This window comes from Acidovorax sp. GW101-3H11 (assembly GCF_001633105.1).
In the GTDB taxonomy this organism is placed as follows: Bacteria; Pseudomonadota; Gammaproteobacteria; order Burkholderiales; family Burkholderiaceae_C; genus Acidovorax.
Genome location: NZ_LUKZ01000002.1, coordinates 30,007 through 54,076 on the forward strand (window position 1 = coordinate 30,007; position 24,070 = coordinate 54,076).

19 protein-coding genes, 2 tRNA genes and 1 pseudogene are annotated in these 24,070 nt (G+C 64.2%); 20 read left to right on the forward strand and 2 right to left on the reverse strand.

The window, feature by feature from the left end; translation table 11 throughout:
• From A1D30_RS02330 to A1D30_RS02410, 17 genes and pseudogenes are all read left to right on the forward strand, one after another.
• A pseudogene (locus A1D30_RS02330) lies at positions 1–195 on the forward strand (elongation factor Tu); the annotation flags it as partial.
• Between the two features lie 14 nt (positions 196–209).
• A tRNA-Trp gene (locus A1D30_RS02335) sits at positions 210–285 on the forward strand.
• A gap of 91 nt (positions 286–376) precedes the next feature.
• On the forward strand, positions 377–763 hold the full coding sequence (secE, locus tag A1D30_RS02340; protein WP_063459210.1) for a preprotein translocase subunit SecE: 387 nt from the start codon (positions 377–379) through the stop codon (positions 761–763).
• Complete coding sequence (gene nusG / locus A1D30_RS02345; RefSeq protein ID WP_063459211.1) at positions 760–1,356, forward strand: transcription termination/antitermination protein NusG; 597 nt, start codon at positions 760–762, stop codon at positions 1,354–1,356. The genes secE and nusG overlap by 4 nt, the downstream gene beginning before the upstream one ends.
• A 161-nt stretch (positions 1,357–1,517) precedes the next feature.
• Complete coding sequence (gene rplK / locus A1D30_RS02350) at positions 1,518–1,949, forward strand: 50S ribosomal protein L11 (protein ID WP_063459212.1); 432 nt, start codon at positions 1,518–1,520, stop codon at positions 1,947–1,949.
• Position 1,950: 1 nt separating this feature from the next.
• Complete coding sequence (gene rplA, locus A1D30_RS02355; protein WP_063459213.1) at positions 1,951–2,646, forward strand: 50S ribosomal protein L1; 696 nt, start codon at positions 1,951–1,953, stop codon at positions 2,644–2,646.
• A 239-nt stretch (positions 2,647–2,885) separates the two neighbouring features.
• The gene (gene rplJ / locus A1D30_RS02360; RefSeq protein WP_063459214.1) at positions 2,886–3,410 is read left to right on the forward strand and encodes a 50S ribosomal protein L10; all 525 of its coding nucleotides are present in this window, start codon (positions 2,886–2,888) and stop codon (positions 3,408–3,410) included.
• 40 nt (positions 3,411–3,450) lie between these two features.
• Positions 3,451–3,828 carry a 50S ribosomal protein L7/L12 gene (rplL, locus tag A1D30_RS02365; protein WP_008907085.1) on the forward strand — a complete coding sequence of 126 codons (378 nt, stop codon included), beginning with the start codon at positions 3,451–3,453 and terminating at the stop codon, positions 3,826–3,828.
• Positions 3,829–4,095: 267 nt separating this feature from the next.
• Complete coding sequence (rpoB, locus tag A1D30_RS02370) at positions 4,096–8,208, forward strand: DNA-directed RNA polymerase subunit beta (protein ID WP_063459215.1); 4,113 nt, start codon at positions 4,096–4,098, stop codon at positions 8,206–8,208.
• A 21-nt stretch (positions 8,209–8,229) separates the two neighbouring features.
• Entirely contained in the window at positions 8,230–12,465 is a 4,236-nt protein-coding gene (rpoC, locus tag A1D30_RS02375; RefSeq protein WP_063459216.1) for a DNA-directed RNA polymerase subunit beta', read from the forward strand.
• 152 nt (positions 12,466–12,617) lie between these two features.
• Positions 12,618–13,214, forward strand: coding sequence for a LemA family protein (locus A1D30_RS02380; protein WP_063459217.1), 597 nt, complete (start codon positions 12,618–12,620; stop codon positions 13,212–13,214).
• 32 nt (positions 13,215–13,246) lie between these two features.
• On the forward strand, positions 13,247–14,704 hold the full coding sequence (gene rsmB / locus A1D30_RS02385) for a 16S rRNA (cytosine(967)-C(5))-methyltransferase RsmB (RefSeq protein WP_082836274.1): 1,458 nt from the start codon (positions 13,247–13,249) through the stop codon (positions 14,702–14,704).
• 70 nt (positions 14,705–14,774) lie between these two features.
• Entirely contained in the window at positions 14,775–15,338 is a 564-nt protein-coding gene (locus tag A1D30_RS02390) for a DUF4390 domain-containing protein (protein ID WP_242421770.1), read from the forward strand.
• Complete coding sequence (locus A1D30_RS02395) at positions 15,335–17,626, forward strand: ATP-binding protein (protein ID WP_063459219.1); 2,292 nt, start codon at positions 15,335–15,337, stop codon at positions 17,624–17,626. The genes A1D30_RS02390 and A1D30_RS02395 overlap by 4 nt, the downstream gene beginning before the upstream one ends.
• Positions 17,627–17,671: 45 nt before the next feature.
• Positions 17,672–18,355 carry a response regulator gene (locus A1D30_RS02400; RefSeq protein WP_063459220.1) on the forward strand — a complete coding sequence of 228 codons (684 nt, stop codon included), beginning with the start codon at positions 17,672–17,674 and terminating at the stop codon, positions 18,353–18,355.
• 52 nt (positions 18,356–18,407) lie between these two features.
• Positions 18,408–18,483: transfer RNA gene (locus A1D30_RS02405), tRNA-Phe, on the forward strand.
• A 194-nt stretch (positions 18,484–18,677) separates the two neighbouring features.
• Positions 18,678–19,931 carry an Hsp70 family protein gene (locus A1D30_RS02410; protein ID WP_063459221.1) on the forward strand — a complete coding sequence of 418 codons (1,254 nt, stop codon included), beginning with the start codon at positions 18,678–18,680 and terminating at the stop codon, positions 19,929–19,931.
• Between the two features lie 146 nt (positions 19,932–20,077).
• Here A1D30_RS02410 and rsmI read toward each other — a convergent pair whose 3' ends face one another.
• Positions 20,078–21,031, reverse strand: coding sequence for a 16S rRNA (cytidine(1402)-2'-O)-methyltransferase (gene rsmI / locus A1D30_RS02415; protein ID WP_063459222.1), 954 nt, complete (start codon positions 21,029–21,031; stop codon positions 20,078–20,080).
• Between rsmI and A1D30_RS02420 the strand changes: the two genes are divergently transcribed.
• The 3 genes from A1D30_RS02420 (at position 21,031) to A1D30_RS02430 (ending at position 22,835) form a co-directional block, all read left to right on the forward strand.
• A complete protein-coding gene (locus A1D30_RS02420; protein ID WP_063459223.1) occupies positions 21,031–21,462 on the forward strand; it encodes a YraN family protein in 432 nt (143 codons plus the stop codon). The two genes, rsmI and A1D30_RS02420, sit on opposite strands and share 1 nt — an antisense overlap.
• A 108-nt stretch (positions 21,463–21,570) precedes the next feature.
• A complete protein-coding gene (locus A1D30_RS02425; RefSeq protein ID WP_063459224.1) occupies positions 21,571–22,170 on the forward strand; it encodes an SIS domain-containing protein in 600 nt (199 codons plus the stop codon).
• Entirely contained in the window at positions 22,170–22,835 is a 666-nt protein-coding gene (locus A1D30_RS02430; protein WP_063459225.1) for a BON domain-containing protein, read from the forward strand. Before A1D30_RS02425 ends, A1D30_RS02430 begins: the two co-directional genes overlap by 1 nt.
• A gap of 231 nt (positions 22,836–23,066) precedes the next feature.
• On the opposite strand, the gene A1D30_RS02435 is transcribed toward A1D30_RS02430, so the two are convergent.
• On the reverse strand, positions 23,067–23,981 hold the full coding sequence (locus A1D30_RS02435) for an NAD(P)-dependent oxidoreductase (protein WP_063459226.1): 915 nt from the start codon (positions 23,979–23,981) through the stop codon (positions 23,067–23,069).
• Positions 23,982–24,070: the final 89 nt, after the last annotated feature.

The following is a 24,070-nucleotide window of genomic DNA, read 5'->3' on the forward strand; positions in this document are numbered from 1 at the left end:
TTCTACTTCCGCACGACCGACGTGACTGGCGCCATCGAGCTGCCAGCCGACAAGGAAATGGTCATGCCTGGTGACAACGTGTCGATCACTGTGAAGCTGATCAACCCCATCGCCATGGAAGAAGGTCTGCGCTTCGCTATCCGCGAAGGTGGCCGCACGGTGGGCGCTGGCGTCGTGGCCAAGGTCATTGCTTAATTAGCAAGGTATACAGGGGTATAGCTCAATTGGCAGAGCGTCGGTCTCCAAAACCGAAGGTTGTAGGTTCGATTCCTACTGCCCCTGCCACTTGAAAGTGGCCCACAACAAGCCCGCCAGGCCCTGGCGGGCTTCGGTGTCTTAAGTGATGCCGTGAATCGGAAGCAGGAAACACTCAAAGATGGCCACATCACAGGTTGAAACTGTCAATACAGGCGCAGACAAGGCCAAGCTCGCAGCGGTGGTGGCCTTGGTCATTGCGTCGGTGGCGGGCTTTTATTTGCTGGGCAAACAAGGTGCGCTCGTGCAATGGGCTGCGCTGATCGTTGGCTTGGTTGCGGCGGCGGGTGTTTTCCTGGTGTCGGAGTCGGGCCGTCAATTTGTCGCTTTTGCAAAAGATGCATGGCGCGAAGTCAAGAAGGTCGTCTGGCCGACCCGCAAGGAAACCCTGCAGATGACTGCGTATGTGTTCGCCTTTGTGGTGATCATGGCGCTGTTCCTGTGGTTCACTGACAAGACCCTGGAGTGGGTTTTGTACGACTTGATTTTGGGCTGGAGAAAGTCATGACGACCGCTGCGGAAATCACTGGAGCGGAAGCTCCTGCAGGCGCTTCTGCTTCGGCAAATCCCGATCTGCGTTGGTACATTGTTCACGCCTACTCTGGCATGGAGAAGGCTGTGGAACGCAACATCCAGGAGCGCATCAGTCGCTCGGGGATGCAGGACAAGTTTGGTCGCATTCTGGTGCCGACCGAAGAAGTCGTTGAAATGAAGAACGGCCAGCGCAAGACGACAGAGCGTCGTTTGTTCCCTGGCTACGTGTTCGTTGAAATGGTGATGGATGACGACACCTGGCACTTGGTGAAGCACACCAACAAGGTGACGGGTTTTGTGGGTGGCGCCAAGAATCGCCCCGCCCCGATCTCTGAAGACGAAGTGCAGAAGATCGTCAGCCAGATGCAGGAAGGCACCGACAAGCCCCGCCATAAGATCGAATTCATGGTCGGTGAGCTGGTCCGCGTCAAGGAAGGCCCATTCACGGACTTCAATGGCTCCGTCGAAGAAGTCAACTACGAAAAGAGCCGCGTGCGTGTCTCCGTGATGATCTTTGGCCGCTCTACGCCAGTTGAGCTGGAATTTGGGCAGGTCGAGAAGACCTGAGCCTTTCGATCCGAGGCTTGGCTTTTCAGGTTTTCGTGTTCAAAAAAATGGATGCTGCACTTTTCGACTCGGTGCGGACATCGTGAAAGTGAGTCGTTAACCCCGGGGAGCCGGTGGCTGCATGGTGCAGCGCAGGCGTTATGACCCGTAAGGAGTAAAACATGGCGAAGAAAATCGTCGGTTTTATCAAGCTGCAAGTTCCAGCTGGTAAGGCCAATCCATCCCCACCAATCGGTCCCGCACTGGGCCAGCGTGGCCTCAACATCATGGAGTTCTGCAAGGCATTCAATGCCCAGACCCAAGGTGTCGAGCCCGGTCTGCCACTGCCCGTGGTCATCACGGCCTTCGCAGACAAGAGCTTTACCTTCATCATCAAGACGCCGCCTGCGACGACTCTGATCAAGAAGGCGATCAAGCTCGAAAAGGGTTCTGCGAACGCACTGAAGATCAAGGTTGGCAAGATCACGCGCGAACAGCTCGAAGAGATCGCCAAGACCAAGATGAAGGACATGAACGCTGCCAACGTAGACGCCGCTGTGCGCACGCTGGCTGGCTCTGCGCGCTCGATGGGCGTGACGGTGGAGGGTTTGTAAGATGGCCAAGCTGACCAAGAAGCAAAAAGCCCTGCAAGGCAAGGTTGACAGCACCAAGCTGTACGCGTTCGCCGACGCAGTTGTGATCGTGAAGGAAGCCGCTACGGCCAAGTTCGACGAATCCATCGATGTGGCCGTTCAGCTTGGCATTGATGCCAAGAAGTCCGACCAGGTGGTTCGCGGCGCCGTGGTGCTGCCTAACGGCACTGGCAAGACGACCCGCGTGGCCGTGTTCGCTCAAGGCGCCAAGGCTGAAGAAGCCAAGGCTGCTGGCGCCGACATCGTGGGTATGGACGACCTGGCCGCCATGGTCAAGGCTGGTGACATGCCTTTTGACGTGGTGATCGCTGCTCCTGACGCCATGCGCGTTGTGGGTACGCTGGGCCAGATCCTGGGCCCACGTGGCCTGATGCCTAACCCCAAGGTGGGCACCGTGACGCCTGACGTCGCTACGGCTGTGAAGAACGCCAAGGCAGGTCAAGTGCAGTTCCGCGTGGACAAAGCCGGTATCGTGCACAGCACGATCGGTCGCCGTTCGTTCGACAACGAAAAGCTGCAAGGCAATCTGGCTGCACTGATCGAAGCCCTGAACAAGGCCAAGCCCGCAACCAGCAAGGGTCTGTACCTGCGCAAGGTTGCTGTGTCCTCCACGATGGGCGTTGGCGTCCGTGTGGATACGCAATCCATCGCAGCGTAATTGCGATAAGAAATCTTCGGGCCTGTCAAAAGGCCTGATGTGGTGGGCTGGGGGTGCTGTCGCAGGTGCTTCCAGGCCATCCAAGACCGTTGGTGTGCAACTTGTTTGTGCTTAATCCCTCTGGGGCCAACGCAGATGGCGATCCCGCTGCAGATGGAATCCGTTCCGAAACAGTTGGTCGCTGCAACAAGAGCGCGCAGGAGGGTGAGAGCCCGAATGTGCAATTTAAGGAGTAGACCTTGAGTCTTAATCGCAGTGAGAAAGAAGCGGTCATCAGTGAAGTGACCAGCCTCGCCGCTAAAGCTCAAACGCTTGTGATCGCGGAATACCGTGGCATCACGGTCGCCGACATGACCAAACTGCGCGTGGAAGCTCGCAGCAAGGGCGTGAGCCTGAGTGTTCTGAAGAACACCCTGGCCCGCCGTGCTGTGGCTGGCAGCCAGTTTGACGTGGTGGCAGACCAGATGACCGGCCCCCTGATCTATGGCTTCTCCGAAGACGCCGTGGCAGCCGCGAAAGTGGTGGCCGATTTCTCGAAGACCAACGACAAGCTGGTGATTCGTGGCGGCGCTTTCGGTGGTAAAGCCCTGGACGTCAACGGCGTTAAGCAACTGGCCAACATCCCTTCCAAGGAAGTGCTGCTGGCGCAGATTTGTGGCTTGCTTATGTCCCCCATGTCGCGTACGGCCGTTGTGCTGGGCGCACTGGCGGCGAAAAAAGGCGAAGGCGCAGCCGCTCCGGCCGCCGAACCTGTCGCAGCTTGAACGCTCGGCAGTTAACCAACAAAATTGTTAGGAAATCAAAATGGCATTCGACAAAGACGCATTTTTGACCGCGCTGGACAGCATGACGGTCCTGGAACTCAATGACCTGGTGAAGGCCATTGAAGAGAAGTTTGGCGTGAGCGCTGCAGCCATGGCTGCTCCTGCTGCCGCTGGTGGTGGCGCTGGCGCTGCTGCTGCTGAAGAAAAGACGGAATTCAACGTGGTGCTAACCGAAGCCGGCGCCAACAAGGTGTCCGTCATCAAGGCAGTGCGTGAAATCACGGGTCTGGGCCTCAAGGAAGCCAAGGACCTGGTGGACGGCGCTCCCAAGAACGTCAAGGAAGGCATTGCCAAGGCTGACGCCGAAGCTGCTGTCAAGAAGCTGGTGGAAGCTGGCGCCAAGGCCGAACTCAAGTAATTCGGTCCCGCTCAAGGGCTGGAGTGCTCCTCAAAGGGCCTCCAGCCTTTGGTGCTTTCAGAGCGCACCCGCAAGCCCCGCCCATTGTTGGGGTTTACGAGTGTCTTCTGTCAATCCCGACAGCAGAAGACGCCTTGGTTCGGGTGATGTGCAACGCATCACCGTCCGCCATGGTTGGTAGTGGCCAACCGCCAAGCCCGCAAAGACAGCGCTCCTTGCGGGTCAGTCGTCGAAGACCCAGGACTCATGTCTTTGCCCGGAGATCTCATGGCCTATTCCTACACCGAACGCAAGCGAATTCGCAAAAGTTTCGGCACCCGCGATAGCGTGCTCGAAGTTCCTTATCTGCTGCAGATGCAGAAGGATGCCTACACCGCTTTCCTGCAGGCTGATAAAGCACCCCAGAAAAGAACCATCGAAGGCCTTCAGGCTGCATTCGACGCTGCCTTCCCTATCGTCTCCCACAACGGTTTTGTGGAGATGAAGTTCATCGAATACAACCTGGCCAAGCCCGCGTTCGACGTGCGTGAGTGCCAGACCCGTGGTCTGACCTTCGCCTCGGCCGTGCGTGCCAAGGTCCAGCTGATCATCTATGACCGCGAGTCTTCGACGTCGCAGTCCAAGGTGGTCAAGGAAGTGAAGGAGCAAGAGGTCTACATGGGCGAAGTGCCCCTGATGACCGACAAGGGCTCTTTCATCATCAACGGCACCGAGCGTGTGATCGTCTCGCAGCTGCACCGCTCGCCCGGCGTGTTCTTCGAACACGACAAGGGCAAGACGCACAGCTCGGGCAAGCTGCTGTTTTCGGCGCGGATCATCCCGTACCGTGGTTCGTGGCTCGACTTCGAATTCGACCCCAAGGACATCCTGTATTTCCGCGTGGACCGTCGCCGCAAGATGCCGGTCACGATCTTGCTCAAGGCCATTGGCCTGAACCCCGAGTCCATCCTGGCGAACTTCTTCGTCAACGACAACTTCCGCCTGATGGACAGCGGCGCGCAGATGGAGTTTGTCTCCGAACGCCTGCGTGGCGAAGTGGCCCGTTTCGACATCACCGACAAGTCCGGCAAGGTCGTTGTGGCCAAGGACAAGCGCGTCACGGCCCGCCACACCCGCGAACTGGAGCAGTCCGGCACCACGCACATCAGCGTGCCCGAAGACTTCCTGATCGGCCGTGTGGTGGCACGCAACATTGTGGATGCCGACACTGGCGAAATCATCGCCAAGGCGAATGACGAGCTGACCGAAGCGCTGCTCAAGAAGTTGCGCAGCGCCGGTGTGCAGGATGTGCAGTGCATCTACACCAACGAACTCGACCAGGGCGCGTACATGTCGCAGACCCTGCGCATCGACGAAACGGTGGACGAGTTCGCTGCCCGCGTGGCCATCTACCGCATGATGCGCCCCGGCGAGCCACCGACCGAAGACGCCGTGCAGGCCCTGTTCCAGCGGCTGTTCTACAACCCCGACACGTACGACCTGTCGCGCGTGGGCCGCATGAAGTTCAACGCCAAGATCGGCCGCGACGAATCCACCGGCCCCATGGTGTTGTCCAACGAAGACATTCTGGCCGTGGTCAAGATCCTGGTGGATCTGCGCAACGGCAATGGCGAAGTCGATGACATCGATCACCTGGGCAACCGCCGCGTGCGCTGCGTGGGCGAACTGGCCGAAAACCAGTACCGCACTGGCTTGGCACGTATCGAAAAGGCCGTGAAGGAACGTCTGGGCCAGGCCGAGCAAGAGCCGCTCATGCCCCACGACCTGATCAACAGCAAGCCGATCTCGGCCGCCCTGAAGGAATTCTTCGGCGCGTCGCAGCTGTCGCAGTTCATGGACCAGACCAACCCGCTCGCCGAAATCACGCACAAGCGCCGCGTGTCGGCCCTGGGCCCAGGCGGTCTGACCCGCGAACGTGCAGGCTTCGAAGTGCGCGACGTGCACGTGACCCACTACGGCCGCGTCTGCCCTATCGAAACGCCTGAAGGCCCGAACATCGGCCTGATCAACTCCCTGGCCCTGTACGCCCGCTTGAACGAGTACGGCTTCATCGAAACGCCGTACCGCCGCGTGGCCGATGGCAAGGTGACGAACGAGATCGACTACCTGTCTGCCATCGAAGAAGGCAAGTACGTGATCGCGCAGGCCAACGCCACCCTGGACAAGGATGGGCGCCTGACGGGTGAGCTGGTCTCTGCCCGTGAAAAGGGTGAATCCATCCTGTGCGGCGCAGACCGCGTGCAGTACATGGACGTGTCGCCCGCACAGATCGTGTCGGTGGCTGCCTCGCTGGTCCCGTTCCTGGAGCACGACGATGCGAACCGCGCGCTGATGGGCGCCAACATGTCGCGCCAGGCTGTGCCTGTGCTGCGTCCTGAGAAGCCCCTGGTGGGCACGGGCATCGAGCGCGTGGCCGCTGTGGACTCGGGCACTGTGGTCACCGCCAACCGTGGCGGTATCGTGGACTACGTGGACGCCACCCGCATCGTGGTGCGCGTGAACGACGACGAAGCTGTGGCCGGTGAAGTGGGTGTGGACATCTACAACCTCATCAAGTACCAGCGTTCTAACCAGAACACCAACATCCACCAGCGCCCCATCGTCCAAAAGGGCGACAAGCTGGTCAAGGGTGACGTGGTGGCCGACGGCGCATCGACGGACTTTGGCGAAATCGCCATTGGCCAGAACATGCTGATCGCGTTCATGCCCTGGAACGGCTACAACTTCGAAGACTCGATCCTGATCTCCGAACGCGTGGTGGCCGAAGACCGCTACACCTCGATCCACATCGAGGAACTGGTGGTCATGGCCCGCGACACGAAGCTGGGCGCCGAAGAAATCACGCGCGACATTCCGAACCTGTCGGAGCAGCAACTGAACCGCCTGGACGAGTCCGGCATCATCTACGTGGGCGCCGAAGTGCAACCCGGCGACACGCTGGTGGGCAAGGTCACGCCCAAGGGCGAGACCACCCTCACGCCCGAAGAGAAGCTGCTGCGCGCCATCTTCGGCGAGAAGGCTTCCGACGTGAAGGACACCTCGCTGCGCGTGGACCAGGGCTCGTCGGGCACCGTGATCGACGTGCAAGTGTTCACCCGCGAAGGCATCCAGCGCGACAAGCGCGCCCAGCAGATCATCGACGATGAACTCAAGCGCTTCCGCCTGGACCTGAACGACCAGCTGCGCATCGTCGAGGCCGACGCCTTCGACCGTATCGAAAAACTGCTGACCGGCCGTGTGGCCAATGGCGGCCCGCAAAAGCTGTCCAAGGGCACCAAGCTCGACAAGGCGTACCTGTCGTCGGTGGAGAAATTCCACTGGTTCGACATCCGCCCTGCGGAAGACGAAGTCGCCACCCAGCTCGAATCCATCAAGAACGCGCTGGAGCAAACGCGCCACAGCTTTGACCTGGCTTTCGAAGAAAAGCGCAAGAAGCTCACGCAAGGCGACGAGCTGCCAGCGGGTGTGCTCAAGATGGTCAAGGTGTACTTGGCCGTCAAGCGTCGCCTGCAGCCTGGTGACAAGATGGCCGGCCGCCACGGTAACAAGGGTGTGGTTTCCAAGATCGTTCCGGTCGAAGACATGCCTTACATGGCCGACGGCACCCCTGCCGACATCGTTCTGAACCCGCTGGGCGTGCCCTCGCGGATGAACATCGGCCAGGTGCTGGAAGTCCACCTGGGCTGGGCCGGCAAGGGCATTGGCCAACGCATTGGCGACATGCTGCGCGAACAGGCCAAGGCGGCTGAGCTGCGCACGTTCCTGGAAGAGGTCTACAACTCGCGCGGCCGCAAGGAAGACCTGTCGCAACTGAGCGACGACGACCTGATGGCCATGGCGGAAAACCTGACGAGCGGTGTGCCTTACGCCACCCCCGTGTTCGATGGTGCTTCGGAAGAAGAAATCAAGGACATGCTGAAGATCGCCTACCCGGACGACATCGCCGAGCGCAAGGGCCTCACGTCCACGCGCACCCAGGCGTACCTGTTCGACGGCCGCACGGGCGAGCGCTTTGAGCGCCCGACGACCATCGGCTACATGCACTACCTGAAGCTGCACCACTTGGTGGACGACAAGATGCACGCCCGTTCGACCGGCCCTTACTCGCTCGTCACGCAGCAGCCGCTGGGCGGCAAGGCCCAGTTCGGTGGCCAGCGTTTCGGGGAAATGGAAGTGTGGGCGCTGGAAGCTTACGGCGCCGCCTATGTGCTGCAGGAAATGCTGACCGTGAAGTCCGACGACGTGGTGGGCCGTACCAAGGTGTACGAATCCATCGTCAAGGGCGAACACGCCATCGAAGCCGGCATGCCGGAATCGTTCAACGTGCTGGTCAAGGAAATCCGTTCGCTGGGCCTGGACATCGAGCTGGAACGCTCCTAAGCAGAAAAGGAAAGAGTCACTATGAAATCGCTACTCGACCTGTTCAAGCAATTCACGCCGGACGAGCATTTCGATGCCATCCGCATCGGCATGGCTTCGCCCGAGAAGATCCGTTCGTGGTCTTTCGGCGAAGTGAAGAAGCCCGAGACCATCAACTACCGCACGTTCAAGCCCGAGCGCGACGGCCTGTTCTGCGCCAAGATCTTCGGCCCCATCAAGGACTACGAGTGCCTGTGCGGCAAGTACAAGCGCCTCAAGCACCGTGGTGTGATCTGCGAGAAGTGCGGCGTTGAAGTCACGCAGACCAAGGTGCGCCGCGAGCGCATGGGTCACATCGATCTGGCCGCGCCCTGCGCCCACATCTGGTTCCTGAAGTCGCTGCCATCGCGTCTGGGCCTGGTGCTCGACATGACGCTGCGCGACATCGAACGCGTGCTGTACTTTGAAGCCTACGTGGTGACCGACCCCGGCATGACGCCGCTGAAGAAGTTCAGCATCATGTCCGAGGACGACTACGACGCCAAGCGCAAGGAATACGGCGACGAATTCATCGCCAAGATGGGCGCTGAAGGCATCAAGGACCTGCTGGAATCCATCGACATCGACCTGTCGATCGAACGCCTGCGCGGTGACCTGACCGGCTCCGAAGTCAAGGTCAAGAAGAACGCCAAGCGCCTGAAGGTGCTGGAAGCCTTCAAGAAGTCGGGCATCAAGCCTGAGTGGATGGTGCTGGAAGTGCTGCCCGTGCTGCCACCGGACCTGCGTCCGCTGGTGCCGCTGGACGGCGGCCGCTTTGCGACCTCCGACCTGAACGACCTGTACCGCCGCGTCATCAACCGCAACTCGCGTCTGCGCCGCCTGCTGGAGCTGAAGGCCCCTGAAATCATCGCCCGCAACGAAAAGCGGATGCTGCAGGAAGCCGTGGACTCGCTGCTGGACAACGGCCGCCGTGGCAAGGCCATGACGGGCGCCAACAAGCGTGCCCTGAAGTCGCTGGCCGACATGATCAAGGGTAAGAGCGGTCGCTTCCGCCAGAACTTGCTGGGCAAGCGCGTGGACTACTCCGGTCGTTCCGTGATTACCGTGGGCCCGACGCTCAAGCTGCACCAGTGCGGTCTGCCCAAGCTGATGGCGCTGGAGCTGTTCAAGCCTTTCATCTTCTCGCGCCTCGAAGCCATGGGCATCGCGACGACGATCAAGGCCGCCAAGAAGGAAGTCGAATCCGGCACCCCCGTGGTGTGGGACATCCTGGAAGAGGTGATCAAAGAGCACCCCGTGATGCTGAACCGTGCGCCTACGCTGCACCGTTTGGGCATCCAGGCCTTTGAGCCCATCCTGATTGAAGGCAAGGCCATCCAGCTGCACCCCCTCGTTTGCGCGGCCTTCAACGCCGACTTCGACGGTGACCAGATGGCTGTTCACGTTCCCCTGTCGGTGGAAGCGCAGATGGAAGCTCGCACGCTGATGCTGGCCTCCAACAACGTGCTGTTCCCCGCATCGGGCGAACCCTCCATCGTGCCTTCGCAGGACGTGGTGCTGGGTCTGTACTACGCCACCCGCGACCGCATCAACGGCAAGGGTGAAGGCCTGGTGTTCGCTGACACCGGTGAAGTGCAGCGTGCTCTGGACGCTGGCCAGGTCGAGCTGGCCGCCAAGATCACGGTGCGCATGACCGAGTGGAGCAAGAACAAGGAAACCGGCGAATTCGAACCATCGACCTCGCTGGTGGAAACCACCGTAGGCCGCGCGCTGCTGTCCGAGATCCTGCCCAAGGGCCTGCCGTTCTCCAACATGAACAAGGCGCTCAAGAAGAAGGAAATCTCGCGTCTGATCAACGTGTCCTTCCGCAAGTGCGGTCTGAAGGAAACGGTGGTGTTCGCCGACAAGCTGCTGCAAAACGGCTTCCGTCTGGCCACGCGCGCCGGTATCTCCATCGCCATCGACGACATGCTGGTGCCGCCGCAAAAAGCCGGCATCATCGAGCGCTCCGAGAAGGAAGTCAAAGAGATCGAACAGCAGTACGTGTCCGGTCTGGTCACCTCTGGCGAGCGCTACAACAAGGTGGTGGACATCTGGGGCAAGGCCGGCGACGAAGTGTCCAAGGTGATGATGGCCCAGCTGTCCAAGCAGAAGGTCATCGACCGCCACGGCAAGGAAGTGGACCAGGAGTCCTTCAACTCCATCTACATGATGGCCGACTCGGGTGCCCGGGGCTCTGCAGCGCAGATCCGCCAGGTGGCCGGTATGCGGGGTCTGATGGCTAAGCCTGACGGCTCGATCATCGAGACGCCTATCACCGCGAACTTCCGCGAAGGTCTGAACGTGCTGGAGTACTTCATCTCCACCCACGGTGCCCGTAAGGGTCTGGCCGATACGGCGCTGAAGACCGCCAACTCCGGCTACCTGACGCGCCGTCTGGTGGACGTGACGCAGGACCTGGTCGTGACCGAAGAGGATTGCGGCACTTCCAATGGTTCGCTGATGCGCGCCATCGTGGAAGGCGGTGAAGTGATCGAATCGCTGCGCGACCGTATCCTGGGCCGCACTGCTGCCGAAGACGTGCTGCACCCCGAAAACCGCTCGGTGCTGGTGCCTGCTGGCGTGATGCTGGAAGAAGACCTCATCGAGGAACTCGAAGCCGCTGGTGTGGACGAGGTGAAGGTGCGCACTGCGCTGACCTGCGAAACCCGCTACGGCCTGTGCGCCCGATGCTATGGCCGCGATCTGGGCCGTGGCGGCCTGATCAACCTCGGCGAAGCCGTGGGTGTGATCGCTGCCCAGTCCATCGGTGAACCCGGCACGCAGCTGACCATGCGTACGTTCCACATCGGTGGTGCCGCTTCGCGTGCTGCCATCGCATCGAGCGTGGAAGCCAAGTCCAACGGCGTGATCGGCTTCAACGCCACGATGCGCTACGTGAGCAACACCAAGGGCGAGCTGGTGGTGATTGCACGTTCGGGTGAAATCATCATCCAGGACGAGCATGGCCGCGAACGCGAACGCCACAAGGTGCCTTACGGCGCGACGCTGACGGTGAAGGCCGACCAGACCATCAAGGCTGGCACCATCCTCGCCAACTGGGATCCGCTGACGCGCCCCATCATCACCGAGTTCGCCGGTCAGACCAAGTTCGAAAACGTCGAAGAAGGCCTCACCGTTGCCAAGCAGGTCGATGAAGTGACCGGCCTGTCCACGCTGGTGGTGATCGACCCCAAGCGCCGTGGCGCTGCCAAGGTCGTGCGTCCCCAGGTGAAGCTGATCGATGCCCAAGGCAACGAAGTGAAGATCCCTGGCACCGACCACTCGGTGACCATCGGCTTCCAGGTCGGCGCGCTGATCCAGGTGCGCGATGGCCAGGACGTGGGCCCCGGCGAAGTGCTGGCCCGTATCCCGGTCGAAGGCCAGAAGACCCGCGACATTACCGGCGGTCTGCCCCGCGTGGCCGAGCTGTTCGAAGCCCGTACGCCGAAGGACAAGGGCACGCTGGCCGAAATGACCGGTACCGTGTCGTTCGGCAAGGAAACCAAGGGCAAGGTCCGCCTGCAGATCACCGACCCCGAAGGCCGCGTGTTCGAAGAACTCGTGCCCAAGGAAAAGAACATCCTGGTGCACGAAGGCCAGGTGGTGAACAAGGGCGAATCGATTGTGGACGGCCCGGCCGACCCACAAGACATCCTGCGTTTGCTCGGCATCGAGGAACTTTCGCGCTACATCGTCGATGAAGTGCAGGACGTGTACCGCTTGCAAGGCGTGAAGATCAACGACAAGCACATCGAGGTGATCGTTCGCCAGATGCTGCGCCGCGTCGTGGTCGAGAACGTCGGCGAGTCGAACTACATCGCTGGTGAACAGGTCGAGCGTTCCGAGATCCTCAACACCAACGATGCGCTGCACTCCGAAGGCAAGATCGCCGCTACCTACAGCAACCTGCTGCTGGGTATCACGAAGGCATCGCTGTCCACCGACTCGTTCATCTCGGCCGCTTCCTTCCAGGAAACGACCCGCGTGCTCACCGAGGCTGCCATCATGGGCAAGCGCGACGAGCTGCGTGGCCTGAAGGAAAACGTGATCGTGGGCCGCCTGATCCCTGCCGGTACCGGCATGGCCTACCACCAGGCACGCAAGGCCAAGGACGCCATGGACGACGCCGAGCGCCGCGCCATCGCCGAAGCCGAAGCGGCTGAAATGGCTGCCCAGTCCGACGCCTCCGAGGCCGACGGCAGCAGCGTCACCGCAACCGACGCAGCGGCCGACTAAGCCTTCCGGCTGTCACTGAAACGCTCCCGCCCTGTCCCCTGGCAGGCCGGGGGCGTTTTTCATGGAACGCCGGAACACCCTGGTTCTTTCTCTTTTTCTCACCCCTTTTCCCGGGCTGGAGCGCGTGCAACCCGCGCCACCAGCAACTGCGCATGTTGTGGTCGTCGCCCCTTTTCTGGATCGCCTTTGCCGTCCTCCTGTTCTGGGCCCTCGGGGCCTACAACCGCCTGATGCGGCTGCGTTCGGCGGTGGTGCAGTCGTTTGGCAGCTTCGACGCCCACATGGTGCGCCTGGTGGCGCTGCTGGGCGAGTTTGATGCCGCCATCGCCGTGCAGCGGGGGCGCCTGCTGGCCGGTGCGGGCGAGCAGGAGGTGGCGGCTTTGCAAGGGGCCACCACCCAGCTGAGTGCCTCGCTGGCCGTGGCGCGCGCGCGCCCGCTGCAGCCCGAAGCCGTGGCGGCCCTGGCGGCAGCGCGCGATGTGTTGCTGGCCACCTGGCTGGGCGCTGTGGGCGTGGTGCAACCCGCCACCGGGGCGCCAGACGCGGATCCCGCGCCGGAGGCAGCGGTGGAGCCCGCCGTCACGGCCCTGTCGATCTGGCAGATCCGCTGGGATGAGCACCAGCAGCAGAACACCCAGGCCATCCAGGTGTTCAACGATGCGGTGCAGCACTACAACGCGGCCATTGCGCAGTTCCCGGCCAGCCTGCTGGCCTGGGTCTTTGGCTTCAAGGCGGCGCGCGCGCTGTAGCGCGGCCGCCGCAGCCGGTTTTCAGGACCACGATGAATCCTCCTTCTTACCCCCGCCCGGGCCGCCCTGGCGGCAACCACCCCTCCCGCCCGCCACGCCCGCGTGCCAGTGGGGCCCCTGCGGGGGCGCCAGGCACGCCATCCGGCGCCACACCGCCTGGCACGGTAGCGCTGTGGCAGCAGTTGACCGCTGTGGCGGGGGCCTTGCAGGCCATCCGCAGCGGCCAGTCGGGCACGGCGGCCCTTGCGGCGGTTGATGGGGGGCTGCGCCCTGGGGTGCAGGCCCTGCTGTTCCAGGTGCTGCGGCAGCTGGGCCGCGCCGATGCCCTGCGCCGCCAGCTGGCCGCCCGCACGCCCCCCCCGGCTGCCGATGCCCTGCTGTGCACGGCACTGGCGCTGGGTTGGAACCCGGACGAGGCGCCCTACGAAGCCTTTACCCTGGTCAACCAGGTGGTAGAGGCCGCCAAGCACCATCCCGCCACGCGGGCCCAGGCGTCGTTCATCAACGGCTGCCTGCGCCGCTTTCTGCGGGAACGCGACGCACTGGTGGCCGCCACCGACAACGACCCGGTAGCCCGCTTTAACCACCCGGCGTGGTGGATCCAGCGGCTGCGCAAGGACCACCCCCAGCACTGGGAGCAGATCCTGCGGGCCAACAACGCCCATGCGCCCATGACGTTGCGGATTAATCAACAAAAATGCACGCTACCGCGCTACCAGCAAGCGTTGAATGCTATCAATTTAGAAGCTTTTCCCGCAGGTGGCACGGGCTTGGCCCTGCAGCACCCTGTGCCCGTGCCATCGCTGCCCGGCTTTGCCGAGGGCTGGGCGTCGGTGCAGGACGCCGCCGCCCAGATGGCGGCGCCCTTGCTGCTGCAGGGGCTGGACCTGGCGCAGCCCCTGCGGGTGCTGGACGCCTGCGCCGCCCCCGGCGGCAAAACCGCGCACCTGCTGGAAATGGCCGCCCCCGGCGCGCCGATGCATGTCACGGCGCTGGAGATTGATGCCACCCGCAGCGCCCGCATTGGCGACACGCTGCAGCGACTGGGGCTGAGCGCCCAGGTGCTGGTGGCCGACGCTGCACGCCCGCAGGACTGGTGGCAGGCGCATTGTGGTGGTGCGCTGTTCGATGCCATCTTGCTCGACGCACCCTGCACCGCATCCGGCATCGTGCGCCGCCACCCCGATGTGCGCTGGCTGCGCCGGGAGAGCGACATCGCCCAACTCGCGGCTTTGCAGGCACAGCTGCTGAAGGCCTTGTGGCCCCTGCTGCGCCCCGGTGGGCGCCTGCTGTACTGCACCTGCTCGGTGTTCCGCGCCGAAGGCGACGCCCAGGTGCAAACGTTTCTTGCACACAACACCGATGCGCAATTGCAGCCGTCGCCGGGCCATTTAATTCCCGGCAACGCGGACAAGGGCGGGGCAGTCCCGGACAATCAGATCGGTGACCACGACGGATTTTTTTACGCACTGTTGCAAAAATCGCTGTAATGAGCCCGCTGGGGCCCATTGGTTGCTGTTTTGCGCCGCAGTTTTGTGGCTGTGTCTGTGGGCCGGGCTCCTGGCCGCCCCCGCCACCGCCGCTCAGGCTGCCAATGCGGCCAATGCCGAAGTGGGCGAGCTGCGCCTGGAGCGCGCCGAAGACGGCCTCTACCTCGGGGCCAACCTTCAGTTTGACCTGCCAGAGCTGGCCGAAGATGCGCTCTACAAAGGCATCCCGATGTTTTTTGTGGCCGACGCGCAGGTGCTGCGCGACCGCTGGTACTGGTCCGACCGCCTGGTGGCCGAAACCACGCGCTACTTCCGGCTGAGCTACCAGCCGCTGACCCGCCGCTGGCGCCTCAACATCTCTGCCGTGCCCTTTACCAACAGCGGCCTGGGGGTGGTTCTGGGGCAGAACTTTGACAGTTACGATGAAGCGATGGCGTCCATTCAGCGATTTTCGCGCTGGAAGATTGCAGAACGCGATGTGATCGAGTCCGATGCAGTGCACACGGTCAACTTCCGCTTCCGGCTCGACATGTCCCAGCTGCCCCGTCCCTTCCAGATCGGCGCCGTAGGGCGCTCGGGCTGGAACCTGCTGGTGTCCCGCAGCCAACGCTTGGGCGCGGAGCAGGCCAGGTGAGCACGGGCGACACCCCGGCGGGCGCACCGCCGTCCACCCACACCACCGCGCGCCAGTCCCGCGCCGTGCGCTGGGCCGTGGGCGTGGGGGCGGCCATCATGTCGGCCATCGGCATGGTGCTGATGTTCCTGCTGACCCTGGCCACCAACAACCGGGCCCTGTACGAGCGCAACTACGCCTGGCTGTTCGGCGTGAACGTGTTTGTGGCCCTGCTGCTGCTGGGCGTGCTGGTCTGGGTGGCCGTGCGGCTGGGCATGCGGCTGCGCAAAGGGCGGTTTGGCAGCCGCTTGTTGGTCAAGCTGGCCGCGATCTTTGCCGTGGTGGGGCTCATGCCCGGCCTGCTGATCTATGTGGTGTCTTACCAGTTCGTCACGCGCTCGATCGAAAGCTGGTTTGACGTGAAGGTGGAAGGGGCGCTCTCGGCCGGGGTCAGCCTGGCCCGGGTGTCGCTGGATTCGCTGGCCGCCGACATGGCAGCCAAAACCCGCAACGCCAGCACCCAGGTGGCCCAGGTGCCCGACGCCACGGCGGGCCTGGTGCTGGAGCGCATCCGCGACCAGCTGGGCGCCACCGACGTGGTGCTCTGGAACGCCGCAGGCCAGGCCGTGGCCAGTGCCGGGCAGTCGCGCTTCAGCCTCAACCCCGAGCGGCCGGGTGCATCGCTGCTGCGCACCGTGCGCCAGCAGCGCGCCACGGCACAGATCGAAGGGCTGGACGACATCGCCGACCCGGCGGCCGCCCAGAATGCGCGCGTGAAAGTGCTGGCGCTGGTGGCCAGCCCCAGCGTGGGGCTGCTGGTCGAGCCCCGGTATTTACAAGCCACGCTACCCTTGCCGCCCGCGCTGGTGGCCAACGCGATCGCGGTGCAGGAGGCCAACCGTGAGTACCAGGAGCGCGCATTGGCGCGCGGCGGTTTGCGGCGCATGTATGTGGGCACGCTCACGCTGAGCCTGTTCCTCGCGGTGTTTGGCGCTGTGCTGCTGGCCGTGCTGCTGGGCAACCAGCTGGTGCGGCCCCTGCTGGTGCTGGCTGAAGGCGTGCGCGAGGTGGCTGCAGGCAACCTCAGCCCCAAAGCCGCCTTGCAGGGCAAGGACGAGCTGGGCGGCCTCACGCGCTCGTTTGCGCTCATGACCCAGCAGCTGGCCGACGCGCGCCAGGCGGTGGAGCTGAGCATGGGCGAGGTGGACGCGGCCCGCGCCAACCTCCAGACCATCCTGGACAACCTCACGGCCGGGGTCATCGTGCTCGATGCCCAGGGGCTGATCCACTCCTCCAACCCCGGCGCCACCCGCATCCTGCGCGCGCCCATGGCCGCGTTCGAGGGCCGTCCGCTGTCGGAGGTGCCGGGCCTGGCCGAGTTTGCCGCCGCCGTGCAGCGGCATTTCGACGCCTTCCTGGGCGACCACGAACGTCATGGCTTGGACCACTGGCAACAGCCGTTTGAGCTGCACGCCTCGGCAGGCGGGGCCGGGCAACACGCCACCAGCCTCGTCGCGCGGGGCGCGGAACTGCCCGATTCGGCCCGACTGTTGGTTTTTGACGACATTTCTGAAATCGTTTCTGCCCAGCGCGCGCAGGCCTGGGGCGAGGTCGCGCGGCGTCTTGCCCACGAAATCAAGAACCCCCTGACCCCCATCCAGCTGTCGGCCGAACGGCTGGAAATGAAGCTCTCGGGCAAGCTGCCCGGGCCTGAACAGGCCATCCTCGCCAAGTCCGTCAAGACCATCGTGGACCAGGTCGATGCCATGAAGCGGCTGGTCAACGAGTTCCGCGACTACGCCCGCCTGCCCGCAGCAGAATTGCACGCGCTGGACCTCAATGCCCTGGTGGCCGACGTGCTGCATTTGTATGGGGAAGAAAACGCCACCGTCCCCGTAGAAGCCGAGCTGGACCCGCGCTGCCCCTGGATTGCGGGCGATGCGCAGCAATTGCGCCAGGTCGTACACAACCTGCTGCAGAACGCCCAGGACTCCACCGAACAGGCCCGCGCTGGGGTCCTTGAGCCCGTACCACCGGTGCGCATCAGCACCCGCTGGAGCGAATCTTCACGCCGCGTGCGGCTCACCGTGTCGGACAGCGGCGGGGGCTTTCCGTCGCACATCCTGCAGCGCGCGTTCGAACCCTATGTCACAACCAAACCGCGTGGCACCGGCCTGGGTTTGGCAGTGGTCAAAAAGATCGCAGATGAGCACGGAGCGCGCATCGAACTGTCCAATCGCACCGAAAACGACGTGGTGCGCGGCGCTCAAGTGTCGTTATCATTCGCCCCTGTACCAGCGGTGGCGTGATAACAACACCGCCCCGCAGTCTCTCCCCAAGGCGCTTCAACACACATGGCAAACATTCTGGTGGTCGATGATGAGCTCGGCATTCGTGATCTGTTGTCGGAAATCCTGAACGACGAAGGTCACAGCGTAGACCTCGCAGAAAATGCGACCCAGGCCCGAAGCGCCCGCGCTGGCAACAGCTACGACCTCGTGCTGCTGGACATCTGGATGCCCGACACCGACGGCGTCTCGCTGCTCAAGGAATGGGCCACCGCAGGCGTGCTGACCATGCCCGTGATCATGATGAGCGGCCACGCCACCATCGACACCGCCGTAGAAGCCACCCGCATCGGGGCCTTCTCGTTCCTTGAAAAACCCATCACCCTGCAAAAGCTCCTGAAGGCCGTGGAGCAGGGCCTGGCCCGCAACGCCGCCCACCAGGCTGCCCCCGTGGCCGCGGCCCAGGCGCCTGCCGCCGCACCGGCCGACCCCACCTTTTCACAGTTGCCCGCCGTTGCAACCGCCATGGCCGGTGTGGACGCCGGCCCCCATGCACACCAGGGCTTCGACCTGGACCGCCCCCTGCGCGAGGCGCGCGACGGCTTCGAAAAAGCCTACTTCGAGTTCCACCTCGCCCGCGAAGGCGGCTCCATGACCCGCGTGGCCGAGAAAACCGGCCTGGAGCGCACCCACCTGTACCGCAAGCTGCGCCAGCTGGGCGTGGACCTGGGCCGGGGCAAACGCAATTAATTTCTGCAAACTTCCAAAAGCCTCCAATTTTCTGGCTATAATTTGAGGCTCAGGCCCGGTAGCTCAGTCGGTAGAGCAGAGGATTGAAAATCCTTGTGTCGGTGGTTCGATTCCGCCCCAGGCCACCAAACAAAAGCCCTTGATTTGAAAGAATCAAGGGCTTTTTCAATTTCACGCATCGCCACGACGGTGCCGGTGGTGGGGCTGGCCTCTTTTCTTGTGTCGCCTGCCATCGGGCCGGTGTTGCCTGCGCTGCGCAGGCATGGCGGACGGCTTGGTCCGCCGTACCCGTTCTCCTTTCCGTCTCTCTCGCACGTTTCCCATGCCCCTTCTGCACGACACCACCCTCGGTATCGACTTTGGCACTTCCAATTCCGCCATGGCGGTGCGACAAGGCGCGGGCCCTGCGCGAATGATTGCGTTGGAGGGGGCGGCGCACACGCTGCCGACGGCACTGTTCTTCAATGGCGAGGACCACAGCACGCACTTTGGGCGCGATGCCGTGGCGCAGTACTTGGCGGGCACCGAAGGGCGCCTGATGCGTTCGCTCAAGAGCCTGCTGGGCAGCGCGCTGCTGCAGGACAAAACCGCCGTGCACAACAGGATGGTGAGCTACCAGGACATCATCAGCCTGTTCCTGCACATGCTGGCGCAAAAGGCCCGCGACGAGCTGGGCGGCCTGCCTGGCCGCGTGGTGATGGGGCGGCCGGTGCATTTTGTGGATGGCGATGCCGAGCGCGACCAGCAGGCCGAAGATGCGCTGCGCCAGGCGGCGCTGGGGGCGGGTTTCAAGAACGTGTCGTTCCAGTTTGAGCCCATTGCGGCGGCGCTGGACTACGAGCAGCGCATCGCGCACGAGTCGCTGGTACTGGTGGTGGACATTGGCGGGGGCACGTCGGACTTCACCGTGGTGCGCCTGGGCCCCGAGCGCATGGCGCGCGCCGACCGCAGCGCGGATGTGCTGGCCACCACGGGGGTGCACATCGGCGGCACGGACTTTGACCGCCGCCTGAGCCTGGACCTGCTCATGCCGCTACTGGGCTTTCGCCACACCGGGCCCACGGGGCGCGAGGTGCCGAGCCGGGTGTTCTTCGACCTGTCCACCTGGCACCTGATCCAGTGGTTGTATGCGCCCCGGGCCTTGCGCGATGCGCAGAACTTACGCACCGACTATGCCGACGCGCGCCTGCATGGGCGGCTGATGTGGGTGCTGAACGAGCGCCTGGGGCATCGCCTGGCCAACACGGTGGAGCAGGCCAAGATTGCGGCCTCGTTGTCGGACGCTGATGCGCCCATGCCGCTGGACTGGATCGAGCCCGACCTGGCGGCCGCAGTGACATCGCAGGGGCTGGCGCAGTTTCTGGAACAGCCGCTGGCGCAGGTGGTGGCCTGCGCGCAGGACTGTGTGCGCAGCGCCGGTCTGGCCGGGCAGGGGCTGGAGGCGATTTATCTCACCGGGGGCTCGTCGGCGCTGCGGCCGTTGCGGCAGGCGCTGAAGGCCGCCTTCCCGGGTACGCCGCAGGTCGAGGGTGATCTGTTTGGTGGGGTGGCGGCGGGCCTGGCGGTGTCGGGCTGAGGCCCCTGTGGCGGGGCTTTGGCGGTGGGATTGCTGGTGGGTTGATTGCTATCAAATATATAGCTATCAAGGCATGATGGTCGCGCGAAGACGGCCATTTTGACCAAGATTTTTTAGCGCTGCCACCGCCGACACCCGTGGTGGGGTCAGTCTGCGGCGTCGGAGTCGGCGTCGGTGCCGTTCGCTCCGTCGCGCTTCCACGCCAGGGCCGTGTCGTACAGCACGTTGCGTGATGCGCCGGTGATGTCGGCTGCCAGGCGCACGGCGCTTTTCAGGGGTAGTTCGGCCAGCAGCAGGCGCAGCACCCGCAGGCTCTCGCCGTCGTTGCCCGCCACGGGCACGGGGTGCAGCAGCACCACAAATTCGCCGCGCGAGCGCTGGGGCGAGCCATCCAGCCAGGCGGTCAGGGCCTGGGCGGGCTGGGTGGTGATTTCTTCAAACTGCTTGGTCAGCTCGCGCGCCAGCGTCACGGGCCGCGTGCCCAGCACGGCCAGGGCCTGGGCCAGTTCGCCGATGCGGTGGGGGGCCTCCAGCAGCACCACACAACGGGGCTCGGCGGCCAGTTGCTGCGCAATCACGCTGGCGCGTTCCGCATTCTTCACGGGCAGAAAACCGGCAAACACAAAACCGCCATGTTCGGCGCTGTGGGCCACGGCTCCGGCCGCACTGAGGGCCGTGGTGATGCTGCTGGCACCGGGCAGGGGCAGGGCGCGCAGGCCTGCGGCGTGCACGGCCGCCACCAGGCGGGCGCCGGGGTCGCTCACGCCGGGGGTGCCTGCATCGCTCACATAGGCCACGCGCTGGCCTTGCTGCAGCCGCTGCACCACGGCCTGTGCAGCCTCGGCCTCGTTGTGCTGGTGCACGGCCAGCAGCTGGGCCGTGCTTTTGTCGATGCCGTAAGCGCGCAGCAGGGCCTGGGTGTGGCGCGTGTCCTCGCAGGCCACGGTGTCGGCCAGCTGCAGCACATGCAGCGCGCGCAGCGTGATGTCGGCCAGATTGCCAATGGGCGTGGCCACCACGTACAGGGCACCCTCGGGATAATGCTGCGCAGCCGCTGCATCGCGCGCGGCGCCCAGGGCTGAAGCGAAAGAGGCGCTCAATGAAATTCCTTGAAAAAAGACAAGCAGACAGCGCACCAGGCCGGGTCGCCCAAGCCGCTGCGACCACCCCAGCCGCCACGACGCGGGATCGGGGCAATGCCGCCGAAGACCAGGCCCTGGCCCACTTGCAGGCGGCGGGCCTGCAGCTGGTGGTGCGCAATTATCGGACGCCCGGGCGCGGTGGGGGCGAGATTGACCTGGTGATGCGCGCACGGGACGGCACGCTGGTGTTTGTGGAGGTGCGCAGCCGCAGCAGCCAGGCCTTTGGTGGGGCGGGCGCCAGCATCAGCGCCACCAAGCAGCAGCGCATCGTGTTTGCGGCGCGGCAGTACCTCACGCGCCTGCCATCGCCGCCGCCGTGCCGGTTTGATGTGGTGCTGGTGCAGGGCGCCTCGGTGTCGTGGCTCCAGGCGGCGTTTGATGCGCAGTAGCGTGCATCCGGGCCCGGCCGCCGCGCAGGGTTTTATGCCCCAGAGCCATGCAGGTGGCTACGGTTTGCTACAAAAGCTGTAACACGCGGCGGGTATCATCGGGCCCTCATGCTTGAGCAACGCATCCAACAGCATTTCATCGACAGCGCCGACCTGAAGTACCAGGCCGCGCAAGCCCTCAGCCACCCCATCGCTGCCGCCGTGCAGGCCGTGCTGGCCTGCGTGACCAGTGGCGGCAAGGTGCTGGCCTGTGGCAATGGCCCCTCGGCCGCCGAAGCCCAGCAGTTTGCCGCCTTCTGTGTGGCCGGGTTTGAGCGGGAGCGGCCCGAGCTGGCCGCCCTGGCGCTGACCGCCGACAGCACCCTGCTGACGGCCGCCACTGCGGCCAGCCAGGATGTGGCCCAGCAGTTTGCCCGCCAGGTGCGGGCGCTGGGCCAGGCGGGCGATGTGCTGCTGGCCCTGTCGGTCACCGGCAACGACGCCAACCTGCTGGCCGCCACCGAAGCCGCCCACGAGCGCGACATGACCGTGGTGGTGCTGACCGGCCGCACCGGCGGCAAGCTGGCCGCCCTGCTGCGCGAGACCGATGTGCTGATCAGCGTGCCCCACGACCGCGCAGCGCGCGTGCGTGAAGTCCATGCCCTGGCGCTGCACTGCCTGTGCGACGGCGTGGATGCCCAGTTACTTGGTGAACAGGAGATTCCGTGATGAACAACCCAACCCTGACCCGTACCCGCCGCACCGTGTGCACGGTGCTGGCCGCCGCTGCGCTGGCCGCCGGCCTGTCGGCCTGCGCCCCGTTGATCGTGGGGGGGGCCGTGGTGGGCGGCGTGATGGCCGTGGACCGCCGCACCACCGGCACCCAGATCGAAGACGAGGGCATCGAGCTGCGTGCGGCCAACCGCATCCGCGAGACCCTGGGCGACCGCGTCCACGTCAACGTGACCAGCTACAACCGCCAGGCACTGCTGACCGGCGAGGTGCCCAATGCCCAGGACCGCCAGACCGTGGAGCAGATCGTCTCGCAGGTGGAGAACACCCGTTCGGTGGTGAACGACCTGGCCGTGATGCCGAACACCACGCTGGGCCAGCGCTCCAACGACACCTTCATCACCGGCAAGGTGCGCGCCAGCCTGGTGGACGCCCAGGACATCTCGGCCAACTCCTTCAAGGTGGTGACCGAGCGCAACATCGTGTACCTGATGGGCCGCGTGTCGCAGCGCGAAGCCAACCGCGCCACCGAGATCGCCCGCGGCGTGAGCGATGTGCGCAAGGTGGTGCGTGTGTTCGAGATCGTGTCGGAAGAAGAGCTGCGCCGCATCGCGCCCCAGCCCGCGCCGGTGACGACGGACACCCAGCCTGCTGGAGGCTGAGGGCGACTGCATCTGGCACCTGATGCCAGGGTCAAAGTCCCGAGCCGCGTCGCGTGGCCCGGGACTTTTTTGTTGGGCTCTGTGCGCACAGCACGCAGCGTGTGAAACTGGCGCGGCCAGTGCCAGTGCCCCCGCGCAAGGGCCGCCAAGCCGCGTAGGCGGCGCTTCGCTTGCGTGCGCCGGGGGCGTCCCCCCTTGGGGGGATGGCGCGAAGCGCCTCAGGGGGGCTTCCTACTTCAACCGCTTGATCAGGCTGGAGGTATCCCAGCGGTTGCCGCCCATCTGCTGCACATCGGCATAGAACTGGTCCACCAGCGCCGTCACCGGCACGCGCGAGCCGTTGCGCTTGGCCTCGTCGAGCACCAGGCCCAGGTCTTTGCGCATCCAGTCCACGGCAAAGCCGAAGTCGAACTTGCCGTCCACCATGGTCTTGCCCCGGTTGTCCATCTGCCAGCTCTGGGCGGCGCCCTTGCCGATCACGTCCAGCACCTGTTTCATGTCCAGCCCCGCGTTCTGGCCAAAGGCCACGGCTTCGGACAGGCCCTGCACCAGCCCGGCAATGCAGATCTGGTTGACCATCTTGGCCAGCTGGCCCGAGCCGCTCTCGCCCAGCAGCGTGAAGGCGCGCGAAAACGCCGTGGCCACGGGCTGGGCTGCGTCAAAAGCGGCGGCATCGCCACCACACATCACCGTGAGCTGGCCGTTCTGCGCACCCGCCTGGCCGCCCGAGACGGGCGCATCGACGAACTGCAGGCCCAGGGCCTTGGCGGCCGCATACAGCTCGCGCGCCACTTCGGCCGAGGCCGTGGTGTGGTCCACAAAAATGGCGCCGGGCTGCATGCCCGCAAATGCACCATCGGCCCCCAGGGTCACCGAGCGCAGGTCGTTGTCGTTGCCCACGCAACAGAACACGATGTCGGCGCCCGCAGCCGCCTCGCGCGGCGTTGTGGCATGTTTTGGGGCCTTTGCGCCCGCGTATTCTGCGCACCATGCTACTGATTTGGTAGCGGTGCGGTTGTACACCGTCACTTCATGCCCGGCCAGGGCGAGGTGTCCGGCCATGGGGTAGCCCATCACCCCCAGGCCCAGGAAGGCGACCTTGCGGGATGGGGTGGCGTCGTAGGTGCGGGGATTGGTGCTTGGCATGGCGGTAGCGGAGAAGGGTTAACGGGTTCGTGGAAATGAAAACCCGCCCAAGAGGGCGGGCGAAAAGGGGGTGAAGCAGGGGCGACGGG